General features: G+C 70.3%; 12 protein-coding genes. 8 read left to right on the forward strand and 4 right to left on the reverse strand.

The genetic code is table 11. From position 1 onward, the window contains the following. The coding region (locus BST11_RS18655) for a PPW family C-terminal domain-containing PPE protein (RefSeq protein ID WP_483406804.1) at nt 1–480 on the forward strand (480 nt) is incomplete at its 5' end. A gap of 12 nt (nt 481–492) precedes the next feature. On the opposite strand, the gene BST11_RS18660 is transcribed toward BST11_RS18655, so the two are convergent. Next, nucleotides 493–1,152, reverse strand: a complete 660-nt coding sequence (locus BST11_RS18660; protein ID WP_244897703.1) for a cation diffusion facilitator family transporter — start codon at nt 1,150–1,152, stop codon at nt 493–495. Between the two features lie 120 nt (nt 1,153–1,272). Here BST11_RS18660 and BST11_RS18665 point away from each other — a divergent pair, with 120 nt between their 5' ends. Both BST11_RS18665 and BST11_RS18670 read left to right on the forward strand, forming a co-directional pair. Further along, nucleotides 1,273–2,187, forward strand: coding sequence for a class I SAM-dependent methyltransferase (locus BST11_RS18665; protein ID WP_083139377.1), 915 nt, complete (start codon nt 1,273–1,275; stop codon nt 2,185–2,187). Between the two features lie 13 nt (nt 2,188–2,200). Beyond that, a complete protein-coding gene (locus BST11_RS18670) occupies nt 2,201–3,388 on the forward strand; it encodes a CoA transferase (protein ID WP_083139378.1) in 1,188 nt (395 codons plus the stop codon). On the opposite strand, the gene BST11_RS18675 is transcribed toward BST11_RS18670, so the two are convergent. Beyond that, nucleotides 3,372–5,342: a serine/threonine-protein kinase PknD gene (locus BST11_RS18675; protein WP_372509632.1), complete on the reverse strand. Its 1,971-nt coding sequence runs from the start codon at nt 5,340–5,342 to the stop codon at nt 3,372–3,374. The two genes, BST11_RS18670 and BST11_RS18675, sit on opposite strands and share 17 nt — an antisense overlap. A 49-nt stretch (nt 5,343–5,391) precedes the next feature. Continuing rightward, nucleotides 5,392–6,501 carry a phosphate ABC transporter substrate-binding protein PstS gene (gene pstS / locus BST11_RS18680; RefSeq protein ID WP_083139380.1) on the reverse strand — a complete coding sequence of 370 codons (1,110 nt, stop codon included), beginning with the start codon at nt 6,499–6,501 and terminating at the stop codon, nt 5,392–5,394. Between the two features lie 187 nt (nt 6,502–6,688). On the opposite strand from pstS (BST11_RS18680), the gene BST11_RS18685 reads away from it, so the two are divergent. The 5 genes from BST11_RS18685 (at nt 6,689) to pstA (ending at nt 11,861) form a co-directional block, all read left to right on the forward strand. Next, nucleotides 6,689–7,525 carry an ATP-binding cassette domain-containing protein gene (locus BST11_RS18685; RefSeq protein ID WP_142276431.1) on the forward strand — a complete coding sequence of 279 codons (837 nt, stop codon included), beginning with the start codon at nt 6,689–6,691 and terminating at the stop codon, nt 7,523–7,525. Nucleotides 7,526–7,603: 78 nt separating this feature from the next. Then, on the forward strand, nt 7,604–8,725 hold the full coding sequence (gene pstS / locus BST11_RS18690) for a phosphate ABC transporter substrate-binding protein PstS (RefSeq protein ID WP_083139381.1): 1,122 nt from the start codon (nt 7,604–7,606) through the stop codon (nt 8,723–8,725). Nucleotides 8,726–8,814: 89 nt separating this feature from the next. Continuing rightward, nucleotides 8,815–9,951, forward strand: a complete 1,137-nt coding sequence (gene pstS, locus BST11_RS18695; RefSeq protein ID WP_372509631.1) for a phosphate ABC transporter substrate-binding protein PstS — start codon at nt 8,815–8,817, stop codon at nt 9,949–9,951. A gap of 22 nt (nt 9,952–9,973) precedes the next feature. Next, nucleotides 9,974–11,008, forward strand: coding sequence for a phosphate ABC transporter permease subunit PstC (gene pstC / locus BST11_RS18700; protein ID WP_083139422.1), 1,035 nt, complete (start codon nt 9,974–9,976; stop codon nt 11,006–11,008). 1 nt (nt 11,009) lies between these two features. After that, on the forward strand, nt 11,010–11,861 hold the full coding sequence (gene pstA / locus BST11_RS18705; protein WP_083139382.1) for a phosphate ABC transporter permease PstA: 852 nt from the start codon (nt 11,010–11,012) through the stop codon (nt 11,859–11,861). A gap of 26 nt (nt 11,862–11,887) precedes the next feature. Here pstA and BST11_RS18710 read toward each other — a convergent pair whose 3' ends face one another. After that, nucleotides 11,888–13,054, reverse strand: coding sequence for an acyl-CoA dehydrogenase (locus BST11_RS18710; RefSeq protein ID WP_083139383.1), 1,167 nt, complete (start codon nt 13,052–13,054; stop codon nt 11,888–11,890). Nucleotides 13,055–13,070 lie beyond the last annotated feature (16 nt).

The following is a 13,070-nucleotide window of genomic DNA, read 5'->3' on the forward strand; positions in this document are numbered from 1 at the left end:
GCCCCGGCCCCCGCGCCCGCGACGGCGGTGACCGCCACACCCGCGATGCCGCCACCGTCGACCGCGCCGCCGACGCTGACCGGCGCGGCGCTGACCGCGGGCATGGACGGCTACGCCTACCTGGTCGGCGGCCTGGGCGCGGATGCCCGCAGGGCGGCGACCGCCCGCACCCGGAAGAAGGCGCCGGAACCGGAGGGCGCCGACGCGCCGGCGGTCGCGGCCGCGCCCGAGGAACGGGCCGCGTCGCCGCGGCGCCGCCGGGCCAAACTCACCCAGCCGGGCCGCGGCTACGAATACATGGACCTCGAACCCGAGCCCGCCCCCTCGGCCAGCGGCGCGGGCGCCCTGGGCTTCGTCGGGACCGCCGCCAGGGACGGCTCCAGCGCGGCGGGGCTGGCGACGCTGCCGGCCGCGGGCGGCGGCGCGGGTGGGCCCAGCGTGCCGATGCTGCCCGGGACGTGGGAAGCCGGACCGGACTGACCTTGCCCAGCCTCAGCAGCCGCAGGCGTGGCCGCGCCAGGATCTCACGCCCTGCCACACCGCGATGCCTGCGATCCCAAGCCCGATCGCGGGGTCGATCCACCAACCGCCCGACCACGCCGCCGTGACCGCGAGGCCCACCAGCACCCCGGACGCCTGGGCGGCGCACAAATAGTTCTGGGTGCCCTCATCCTCGGTGGCCCCCGAGCCGAGTCGCGTGCCCAGCCGGTGGTTGGCCCACCCCAGCACCGGCATGAGCAACAGCGCGGCGGCCGTCAGCCCGATGCCGATCACCGAGGTTTCGGCGCGGTGCTCGCCGGCCAGGTCGCGGAGGGATTCGGCGGCGATGTAGGGGGCCGTCAGCCAAAACGACACCGCCACACCGCGCTGGGCGCGGCGCTCGGCCGTCTCGGAGAGGGTGCGGGAACCCGAAAAGCGCCACACCACCATCGCGCTGCCCAGCGCCTCGGCGCCGCCGCCCAGCGCCCATCCGGTGAGCGCGACGGATCCGACCGCCAGCCCCTGCCACAGCCCGACGACGCCCTCGGCGAGCACCACGGCCAGGCTGAGCCAGGCCAGCTGAAGCGCCAAGCGGGCGTTGCGCCGCCAGTCGACATCCCGGGTGACCGTCGTCGCGCACGGCGACGCGGCGATCGGCACCAGCGTTTCCATCCGGGTCATCGTAAGACAGGACCCTCCCGGGCCGGGACCCGCAACGGCCGAGAGACCGTATCGTTATTCTGTCTAACCAGCCTTGAACGGGACCACGGAAGGACCACGGAAGGACCACGGATGGCGCGCACCGACGACGACACCTGGGACCTGGCAACCAGCGTGGGAGCGACGGCCACGATGGTCGCGTCGGGGCGGGCCCGGGCCACCCGGGCGGGCCTGATCGACGATCCGTTCGCCGAGCCGCTGGTGCGCGCGGTGGGCGTGGACTTCTTCACCCGTTGGGCCGCCGGCGAACTCGATTCCCGGGACGTCGACGTGCCCGGCGCCGCGTGGGGCATGCAACGCATGACCGACATGCTCGCGGCGCGCACGCGCTACATCGACGCGTTCTTCGCCGAGGCCCAGCAGGCCGGCGTCGACCAGGTCGTCATCCTGGCCTCGGGCCTGGACGCGCGGGGCTACCGGCTGCGGTGGGCCGACGGCACCACGGTGTTCGAGATCGACCAGCCCGAGGTCATCGCGTTCAAGTCCACCACCATCGCCGAGCTCGGCGCCACGCCCACGGCCGAGCTGCGCAACGTGTCGGTCGACTTGCGCCACGACTGGCCGGCGGCGCTGCGGCGGGCCGGGTTCGACGCGAGCCGGCCGGCCGCGTGGGCCGCCGAGGGCCTGCTCGGCTTCCTGCCCGCCGACGCGCAGGACCGCCTGCTGGATCAGGTCACCGAGCTCAGCGCCGACGGCAGCAGGCTGGTGGCCGAGGTGTTTCACAACACTGGGGTCAGCGGGGACGCGCTGAACGCCGCGGGCGAAAGGTGGCGGGAGAACGGCCTCGACGTCGCGCTCGACGACCTGGGCTTCCCCGGCGAACGCAACGACGTGGCGGCCTACCTGGAAGAGCGCGGCTGGCATCCGGTGCGCACACCGCTCAATAAGTTGCTGGGCGACAACGGATTACCGCTGCAGTCCGGCGACCCTGACGCGCCCTTCGGACGGAACTACTACTGCACCGCGGTGCTGGGCAAGCCAGCTTAAGGAGGGGGCCAGAGTGCCAAACAGCAAGCCCGCCAAGCCACTTGACGGCTACCGGGTGCTCGACTTCACCCAGAACATCGCCGGGCCGCTGGCCGGGCAGGTGCTGGCCGACCTGGGCGCCGAGGTCATCAAGGTCGAGGCGCCCGGCGGCGAGGCCGCCCGGCAGATCACCGCGGTGCTGCCCGGGCGCCCGCCCCTGCCCACGCTGTTCTTGCCCCACAACCGCGGCAAGAAATCGGTCGCCGTGGACCTGACCGCCGACGAGAACAAGGAGCAGATACTGCGGCTCGCCGAGACCGCCGACGTTGTGCTGGAAGGGTTTCGGCCCGGGGTGATGGAGCGCATGGGGCTCGGCCCCGACGACCTGCGGGCCCGCAACCCCCGCCTCATCTACGCGCGGCTGTCGGCCTACGGCGGCAACGGGCCCCACGGCAGCAGGCCGGGCGTCGACCTGATGGTGGCCGCCGAGTCGGGCATGAGCACCGGGATGCCCACGCCGACCGGCAAGCCGCAGATCATCCCGTTCCAGCTCGTCGACGCGGCCAGCGGGCACGTGCTGGCCCAGGCGGTGCTGGCCGCGCTGCTGAACCGCGAGCGCCACGGGGTGGCCGACACGGTCCGGGTGGCCATGTACGACGTCGCGGTCAACCTGCAGGCCAGCCAGCTGACCATCCACCTGAACAAGCCGAGCGAGGCGCCCAAGCCCGACGCCGCGCCAAAACCCAAGAAGCGCAAAAGCGTCGGCTTCGCCACCCAACCGTCGGACGCGTTCAAGGCCGCCGACGGCTACCTGGTCATCAGCGCCTACGTGCCCAAGCACTGGGCGAAGCTGTGCCAGATCATCGGCCGCCCCGACCTGACGGACGACGAGCGCTTCGCCGACCAGCGCTCGCGCGCGCTGAACTACCACGAATTGACCGAGGAACTCGAGTCGGCGCTGGCCGCCAAGACCGCGGCCGAATGGGTCGAGCTGTTGCAGGAGGGCGGCCTGATGGCCTGCCTGGCCTACACCTGGAAACAGGTGGTCGGCACCGAGCTGTTCGCCGAGAACGAGCTCGCCCTGCAGGTCGGCGGCGGCGACGAGGCGATCACCGTCGTCCGGATGCCGGCGCGCTACTCGAGCTTCGACGCCGTGGCCGCCGGTCCCCCGCCCGCCCCCGGGCAGCACAACGACGAGTTCCTGGTCACGGAACCAGCTTGACCACCCGGTTGTTGCCGCGGTCGGCGACGTAGACGGTCCCGCCGCCCTTGGAATTGTCGCCGGAGGAGTCGACCGCCACCGCCAGCGGCGTGTTGAGACCGGTGAAGGGCAGCACCACCGGAACGTTCGACCCGGCGGGCAGCTTTTTGACCTGGCTGCTGTCGTGCTCGGTGATGAAGACGTCGCCCGCCGGGTTCACCGCGATGCCCCACGGCACCGAGACGCCTCCGAACGGCAGCTCGATCTGGGCGTTCGTCCCGACCTCCAGCTTCAGCACCCGGTTGTTGTCGGTGTCGGCGACGAAGACGTTGCCCGCGGGGTCCACCGCCACGCCGTCCGGGTTCTTCAGGCCGTTGAACGGCAGCACCGTCTGGGCGTTCGCGCCGGCGGCCAACTTCAGCACCCGGCCGTTGCCCCGGTCGGCGACATACACCGCGCCCTGGGCATCCACCGCCACGCCCTCGGGGTAGTTGAGGCCGTTGAACGGCAGCACCGTCTGGTTGTTCGAGCCCCTCGTCAACTTCACCACCCGGTTGTTGAAGTCGCTGACGTAGACCGTGCCGGCGTCGTCCACCGCCAGCCCCTGCGGCTGGTACAGCCCGTTGAACGGCAGCACCCGGGGGGCGCTCGTGCCGGCCGGCAACTCCACCACCCGCCCGTACATGCCCTGACTGGTCACGTAGACGTTGCCCGCCTTGTCCAGCGCCACCCCGCCCGGCGACAGGCGGAAGTCGATGCCGGTGAAGGGCAGCTCGCTCTGCCCGGCCTGTTCCTTCGGCTGGGTCCCGGATGACCCGTGCATCAGGACGACGACGAGCGCGATCACGGCCACGAGCGCGACCGCGAAGGCGCCGCCGACGATCCACCACTTGCGCCTCCGGTCCGCCGGGGGCCCGCCGCCCCAGTAGTCGGACCGCGAGGGCTGCGGATACGGCATCGGCACGGATTGGCTGCGCCACCCGCTGACCCCCCCGGGCGGCGAGATCGTGTTGCCGCCGGTGAAGCCGCCACCGGGCGGCGCCGGCCAGCCGCCGGTGGGCACCACGGGGCGAACCATGGTCTCGGCGTCGCCCATCGGCTCGCCGTGCTGCAGGATCGCGACGGCCTGGTGCTGCTCGGAGGCGGTCAGGGCGTCGTGGGCCGCGGCGGCCAGCTCGCCGGCGGTGCGGTAGCGCTCCTCCGGGTTCTTGGCCATGCCCCGGGCGATCACCTGATCGAGGGCCGCCGGAACCCGCCCGGGCATCATCTGGCTGGGCCGCGGGGGCGGCTCGAGCAGGTGCGCGGCGATCAGCCGTTCCATGCTGTCGGCCCGGAACGGCGGCGACCCCGTCAGGCACTCCCCCAACACGCAGGCGAGCGAATAGATGTCGGCGCGGTAGGTGACGTCGTCGCTGGTGAACCGCTCCGGGGCCATGTACTTGCAGGTGCCCATCGCGGTGCCGGTCTGGGTCAGCCCCGGGTCGGCGGCGGCGCGGGCGATCCCGAAGTCCACCAGATAGGCGAAGTCGCTGTTGGTGACGAGGATGTTTTCCGGCTTGACGTCGCGGTGCGTCACGCCGCTGGCGTGCGCCGCGTCCAGCGCCGCGGCGACCTGGCTGACGATGGCCACCGCCCGCGGCGGGCTCAGCGGCCCGGTGCGCCGCAACAGGGTGGCCAGGTCGTCGCCCTCGATCAGGCGCATGTCCAGGTAGAGGCGGCCGTCGATCTCGCCGTAGTCGTGGATCGGCACCACGTGCGGCTCGGTCAGCCGGCCCGCGGCGTCGGACTCGCGCTGCATGCGCGCGCGAAACATCGGGTCACCGGAGAACTGCTCGGAGATCAGCTTCAACGCCACCACGCGGCGCTTGCGGGTGTCTTCGGCCTCGTAGACCTCACCCATCCCGCCGCGGCCCAGCAGCCGCAGCAGCCGATAGGGCCCGAACTGCGACCCCATTCGCGTACCCGGCGCGCTCACCGCGGCGGCTCCCTTCTCACCAAGCTGCTAAAAGCAGGCTTTCGCGTGTTCACGAGATCGCATTCACCGCGTTCGCCAGTTTGGACTGGAACGAGCTCGGCAACGGTATCGACCCGTACTGCTCTAGTCCATCTTGCCCCGGACCGATGGCCGCCTGCATGAACGCCTTCACGGCCTGCGCGGTCGCCTTGTCCGGGTAGTGCGAGCAGACGATCTCGTAGGTCGCCAGCACTATCGGGTAGGCGCCGGCCTGGGTCGGCCGGTAGAACGACGACGTGTCCAGCACCAGGTCGTTGCCCTGCCCCTGGAACCGGGCGCCGGCGATGGTCTTGCCGACCGAGTCGGTCGTGATCGACACCGGATCCGGGCCCGCCGAGGTGATGATCTGCGCCATGTGCAGCTGCTTGCCCACCGCGAACGACCACTCGTTGTAGGTGATCGACCCGTCGGTGTTCTGCAGCGCCGCCGACGTGCCGTTGTTGCCGCTTTCGCCTTCGCCGACGCCGCCGTTGAACATCTCGCCGGTGCCTTTGCCCCAGGCGCCGTCGGACGCGCCGTCGAGATACTTCTGGAAGTTGGCCGTGGTCCCGGATTTGTCGCTGCGGAACACGACGTGGATGGGCGTCGAGGGGAAGCTGTTGCCCCCGTTGAGCGCCTTGATCGCCGGGTCGTCCCACTTGGTGATGGTGCCGTTGAAGATCTTCGCCGCGGTCGGCCCGTCCAGGTTCAGCGAGCCGACGCCGTTGACGTTGTAGGTGATGGCGATCGGGCCGAACACCGTGGGCAGGTCCCACGCCGGGGAACCGCACCGGGCGGCGGCCCGGTCGGGCTGACCCGTCGAGGGGTTCAGCGGGACGTCGGAGCCCGCCAGGTCGGTCTCGTTGTTGACGAACTGCTCGACGCCGGCGCCGGAGCCGTTGGCGTTGTAGTCCAGCGTGTGCCCCGGGCACGCCCGCACGTAGGCGTAGACGAACTGCTCGACGGCGTTCTGTTGCGCGGTCGACCCGCTGGCGTGCAGCCGGTTCTTGCCGCCGCAGTCCACCGGTATCGGTTTGGCGCTGGACCCCGACGAAGTGTTGGAGTTGCCACCGCATCCGGCCAACACCAGCGCGCTGACGGCGAGCAGGCTCAGCGCGGCGCCAGATCGGATTAACCTCACGCAACCCTCCCGTCGCGTCGGGACCGTGCACGGCGCACACAGTGACCTTTGGTAACAACCAAGTGAACCAATCGTGAATATACAAACCTTTGTGGACGAGCGTGGGATTAGCGACACCTTGTAGGTAGCTGAGGACATGTTTAACGAGCGGTGTCGCGCCGGTTACGCGCAGTAGCATCGGATTTTGATGGGCCGTGAACCGCACGATGCCGAGACCGGGGCCGCCCCGGTCGCCCCCGTGGCCATGGCCGCGGTGGACCTCACGCTGGGCTTCGGCGCCAAGACCGTGCTCGATCGGGTGAGCCTGGAGTTCCCCGCGCGCGCGGTCACGTCGTTGCTGGGGCCGACGGGCTCGGGTAAGACGACCTTTCTGCGGACGCTGAACCGGATGAACGACAAGGTGTCCGGCTTCCGGCACAGCGGCGACGTCCTGATGGGCGGGCGCAGCATCTTCTCCGGCCGTGACCTGATGGAGTTTCGCCGCAGCGTGGGCATGCTGTTCCAGCGCCCCAACCCGTTCCCGATGTCGATCATGGACAACGTCGTCGCCGGCGTGCGCGCCCACAAGATGGTGCCGCGCAAGGAGTTCAAGAACGTCGCCGAGGCCCGGCTGACGGAGGTCGGCCTGTGGGATGCGGTCAAGGATCGGCTCGGGGATTCGCCGTTCCGGCTCTCCGGCGGTCAGCAGCAGTTGTTGTGCCTGGCCCGCGCGCTTGCGGTCGGCCCGGAGGTGTTGCTGCTCGACGAGCCCACCTCCTCGCTGGACCCGACCACGACCGAAAAGATCGAGGGGCTCATCCGATCGCTCGCCGACCGCCTGACCGTGGTCATGGTCACCCACGATCTGGCCCAGGCCGCCCGCACCGGCGACCGGACCGCCTTCTTCTTCGAAGGCCGGCTGGTCGAGGAGGGGCCCACCGAACAGCTGTTCCTGTCGCCGAAGCATGAGGAAACCGCCCGCTACTTCGCGCCGTTCCGGCCGGACCGGACGGGGACCGAAAGGGTTGGGGCCACCGACGGCTAGCCGGGGGAAGGGCCCGCGCGGCGGGACGCACGAGGAAGCGAGGACGTGAAGGCTCGATTGGATGCGCTGCCGGCCCTGATGACGGCGTTGGCGACGGCCCTGGTGACGGCCCTGGTGACGGCCCTGGCGGTCGCCGCCTGCGGCTCGCACGCCGAGACCCCCGGCGGGGCGCCGGCCCCCGGGCCGGCCACGGGCAGCGTCGCCACCGCGCCGGCGACGGCAAGGGTGGAGCTGTCGGAGACCGGCAGCACCCTGCTCTACCCGCTGTTCAGCGAGTGGGGTCCCGCCTACCACGCCAAGTATCCGAACGTCACCCTCGTCACCCAGGGCAGCGGTTCGGGCGCCGGCATCTCCCAGGTCGCGGCCGGGGCGGTCCACATCGGCGCCTCCGACGCCTATCTGTCCGAGGGCGACGTGGCCGCCCACCGGGGGCTGATGAACATCGCGCTGGCCATCGCCGCCCAGCAGGTCAACTACAACCTGCCCGGCATCCATCAGCACCTCAAGCTGAACGGCAAGGTGCTGGCCGGGATGTACCAGGGCAGGATCAAAACCTGGAACGATCCGCAGCTGGCCGCCCTCAACCCCGGCTTGCACCTGCCGGACACCCCGGTGGTTCCGCTGCACCGCTCCGACGGGTCCGGCAGCACGTTTCAGTTCACCCAGTACCTGTCCAAGCAGGACCCCGACGGCTGGGGCCGCTCGCCGGGCTTCGGCACCACCGTCGACTTCCCGGCGGTGCCCGGCGCGCTGGGCGAGAACGGCGACGGCGCCATGGTGACCGGCTGCGCGGCGAACCCCGGCTGCGTCGCCTACACGAGCATCGGCTCGCTGGACGCGGCCGACGAGCGGGGACTCGGCCAGGCCAAGCTGGGCAACGCATCCGGTAAGTACCTGCTGCCCAAGGCCAAGAGCATTCAGGCCGCGGCCGACGGCTCCGCCGCGACGATGCCGGCAAGCCAGGCGATCTCGCTGATCGACGGCCCGGCCCCTGACGGGTACCCCCTCGTCAACTACGAGTACGCGATCGTCAACGGCAACCAGCCCGACGCTGCCACCGCCCAGACGCTGCAGGCGTTCCTGCACTGGGCGGTCACCGACGGCAACGACGACAAGTTCCTGGACAAGGTTCACTTCCAGCCGCTGCCGGATCCGGTGGTGAAGTTGTCGCTCGCCCAGATCGCCAAGATCACCGGGTGAGCCCAAACCGTCAGTAACGCAAGGGAATCGCAAAGGATCGCAAAGGATCGCAAAGGATCGCAAAGGATCGCAAAGGAAGGTGAGAGATCGTGAAAACGCGTTGGTGTAGGTTCTTGACCCTGGCGGCCACCGCGCCGCTGGTGTTGGCCCTGACCGTCAGCATGGGTGCCTGCGGCTCGAACTCCAACAACGGAGCGTCGAATCAGGGGGCGGGCGGCCCGGTCGCCACGACGCCGGCGTCCGCGCCGGTGACCTTGTCGGAGACCGGCAGCACCCTGCTGTACCCGCTGTTCAACCTGTGGGGCCCGGCCTATCACGACAAGTACCCGAACGTCACGATCACCCCCCAGGGCACCGGTTCGGGCACCGGCATCTCCCAGGCGGCGGCCGGGGCGGTCGACATCGGCGCCTCCGACGCCTACCTGTCCGAGGGCGACATGGCCCAGCACAAGGGCCTGATGAACATCGCGCTGGCCATCTCCGCGCAGCAGGTCAACTACAACCTGCCCGGCGTGACCGAGCACCTCAAGCTCAACGGCAAGGTGCTGGCCGCGATGTACCAGGGCACCGTCAAGACGTGGAACGACCCGCAGATCGCGGGCCTGAACCCCGGCGTGAACCTGCCCGCCACCCCGGTGGTCCCGCTGCACCGCTCCGACGGCTCCGGCGACACCTTCCTGTTCACCCAGTACCTGTCCAAGCAGGATCCCGACGGCTGGGGCCGCTCGCCCGCCTACGGCACCACCGTGGCCTTCCCGGCGGTGCCCGGCGCGCTGGGCGAGAACGGCAACGGCGGCATGGTGACCGGCTGCGCGGACACCCCCGGCTGCGTGGCCTACATCGGCATCAGCTTCCTCGACCAGGCCCAGCAGCGGGGGCTGGGCGAGGCGCAACTGGCCAACGCCTCCGGCAAGTACCTGCTGCCCGACGCCCAGAGCATCCAGGCCGAGGCGGCCGGATTCGCGTCGAATACGCCGGCGAACCAGGCGATCTCGCTGATCAACGGCCCGGCCCCCGACGGGTACCCGATCGTCAACTACGAGTACGCCATCGTCAACAGCGGCCAGAAGGACGGCGCCACCGCCCAGACGCTGCAGGCGTTCCTGCACTGGGCGGTCACCGACGGCAACAACGCCTCGTTCCTGGACAAGGTTCACTTCCAGCCCCTGCCGGCGTCGGTGGTCAAGCTGTCCGACGCCCAGATCGCAAAGATCAGCGGCCAGTAGGGATTTGGTGACCGCCTTCACGATGCCGCGCGCGCTCGACCGGATTCAGCAGATTCGCCGTGCGGGCCGCCCCGGCCTGGCCATCCGCTCGCTGGGCGCGGTGGGCGCGGTGATGCCGCTGCTCGCGCTCGTGTTCGTGCTGACGACGCTGCTGCTCGAGGCGCTGCCGGCGATCCGGGTCAACGGACTGCACTTCTTCACCGCCACCGACTGGAACCCGGGCAACACCTACGGCGACGCCGTCGTCACCCGCGGCGTCCGGCACCCGGTCGGCGCCTACTACGGGGCGCTGCCGCTGATCGTCGGGACCCTGGCGACCTCCGCGATCGCCCTGATCATCGCGGTGCCGGTGTCGATCGGCGCGGCGTTGGTGATCGTGGAGCGGCTGCCCAGGCGCCTGGCGTCGGCCATCGGGATGGTGCTCGAGTTGCTCGCCGGTATCCCCAGCGTCATCGTGGGCCTTTGGGGCGCAATGACATTCGGGCCGTTCATCGCCCACCACGTCGCGCCGCTGATCGCCCGCAACGCCCCGGACGTGCCGGTGCTCGGCTACTTCCGCGGCAACACCGGCAACGGGGAGGGCATGTTCGTGTCCGGCCTGGTGCTGGCGGTGATGGTCATCCCCATCATCGCCAGCACCACCCGGGACCTGATCCGTCAGGTGCCGGTGCTGCCCCGCGAGGGCGCGATCGCGCTGGGAATGACCGACTTCGAGTGCGCGCGCCGGGTCACGCTGCCGTGGGTGTCCAGCGGCATCATCGGAGCGGTCGTGCTCGGGCTCGGGCGCGCGCTGGGCGAGACGATGGCCGTCGCGATGGTCTCGGGCGCGGTGCTGGGTGCGATGCCCACCAACATCTACGCGACGATGACCACCATCGCCGCCACCGTGGTGTCGCAACTGGATTCGGCGATGACCGACTTCACCGACTTCGCGGTGAAGACCCTCGCCGAGGTGTCGCTGGTGCTGATGGTGATCACGTTGCTGACGAACGTGGCGGCGCGGGCCATGGTGCGCCGGGTGTCGGGCACCGCGCTGCCGGTGGGGCGGGGGGTGTGAGGTGAACGCGACCGTCCGGCGCAAGGTCGTCAACGCGCTGTTCTGGACCGCCTGCGTGTGCTGCCTGGCGGTGGTGGTCGTGCCGACGCTGTGGATGCTGCTCGAGGTCGTCTCCCGCGCGCTGCCGGTGTTCACCTGGCGCGTGGTGACCGAGAACACGCGCGGCAACGGCGGCGGCCTGCGCAACGCCATCATCGGCACCGTCGTCGTCGGCATCGGCGTCCTGGTGGTCGGCGGTTCGGTCAGCGTGCTGACCGGGATCTACCTGTCCGAATTCGCCCGCGGCAGAACGCGATCCATCCTGCGCGGCGCGTACGAGGTGTTGTCCGGCATCCCGTCCATCGTGCTCGGCTACGTCGGCTACCTGGCGCTCGTGGTGAAGTTCCACTGGGGCTTTTCGCTGGCGGCGGGGGTGCTGACGCTGTCGGCGATGAGCATCCCCTACATCGCCAAGGCCACCGAATCCGCGCTGTCCCAGGTGCCCACCTCCTACCGGGAGGGGGCCGAGGCGCTCGGGCTGCCGCTGGGGTGGACCCTGCGCAAGATCGTGCTCAAGTCGGCGATCCCCGGGATCGTCACCGGCCTGCTGGTGGCGCTCGCGCTGGCGGTCGGCGAGACGGCGCCGATGCTGTACACCGCGGGCTGGTCGAACTCCGCGCCGACCGGAAAGCTCACCGACTCACCGGTGGGCTACCTGACCTACCCGATCTGGACGTTCTACAACCTGCCGTCGAAGGCCGCGCGCGCCCTGTCCTACGACGCGGCGTTCTTGCTGATCGTCTTCGTGCTGCTGTTGATCATCCTCGGCCGGCTGATCACCTGGTTGGCCCGGCGGCACTCCGAATCCCGGTAGCCCACGCTGGTGTCGAGCGCGACCGCTCAGCGCAACAACGCCCGCGACATCACCACGCGCTGAATCTGGTTAGTGCCCTCGTAGATCTGGGTGATCTTGGCGTCGCGCATCATCCGCTCCACGGGGAAGTCGGTGGTGTAGCCCGCGCCGCCGAACAGTTGCACGGCGTCGGTGGTCACCTCCATCGCGACGTCGGACGCGAAGCACTTCGACGCCGCCGAGATGAAGCCGAGGTCGCCCTCGCCGCGCTCGGCGCGGGCGGCGGCCTGGTAGACCAGCATCCGCGCGGCTTCGACCTTCATCGCCATGTCGGCCAGCATGAACTGCACCGCCTGGAAGCTGCTGATCGACTCGCCGAACTGCTTGCGGTCCTTGGTGTAGGCGATCGCGGCGTCCAGCGCGCCCTGCGCGATGCCCACGGCCTGGGCCCCGATGGTGGGCCGGGTGTGGTCGAGGGTCGCCAGCGCGGTCTTGAAGCCGGTGCCCGGTTCGCCGATGATCCGGTCGCCCGGGATGCGGCAGTTCTCGAAGTACAGCTCGGTGGTCGGCGAGCCCTTGATGCCGAGCTTCTTCTCCTTGGGACCGACGGTGAACCCCTCGTCGTCGCGGTGCACCATGAACGACGAGATGCCGTTGGCGCCCTTGTCCGGGTCGGTCACCGCCATCACCGTGTACCAGCTCGACTGGCCGCCGTTGGTGATCCAGCACTTGGCGCCGTTGAGGATCCAGTCGTCCCCGTCGGCCTTGGCCCGGGTCCGCATGGAGGCCGCGTCGCTGCCGGCCTCGCGCTCGGACAGCGCATACGACGCCATCGCGCCGCCGGCGATCTGCGGCAGCACCTGCTTCTTCAGTTCGTCGGCGCCCCGCAGGATCAGCCCCATGGTGCCCAGCTTGTTCACCGCCGGGATCAGCGACGCCGACGCGTCGACCCGCGCGACCTCCTCGATGACGATGCACGCCGCCACCGAGTCCGCGCCCTGCCCGCCGTACTCCTCGGGCACGTGCACGGCGTTGAAGCCCGCCGCGTTCAGCGCGTCCAGGGCCTCCTGCGGGAACCGGGCGTTCTCGTCCACGTCGGCCGCGTGGGGGGCGATCTCCTTTTCCGCCAGCGCGCGGATCGCCGCCCTCAGCTCCCGGTGCTCCTCGGGCAGTTGGTACAGATCGAACGACGGGTTTCCGGCCCATCCGGCCATCGTGAGCCTCCTACGT

Source organism: Mycobacterium alsense, assembly GCF_002086635.1.
Taxonomy (GTDB): Bacteria; Actinomycetota; Actinomycetes; order Mycobacteriales; family Mycobacteriaceae; genus Mycobacterium; species Mycobacterium alsense.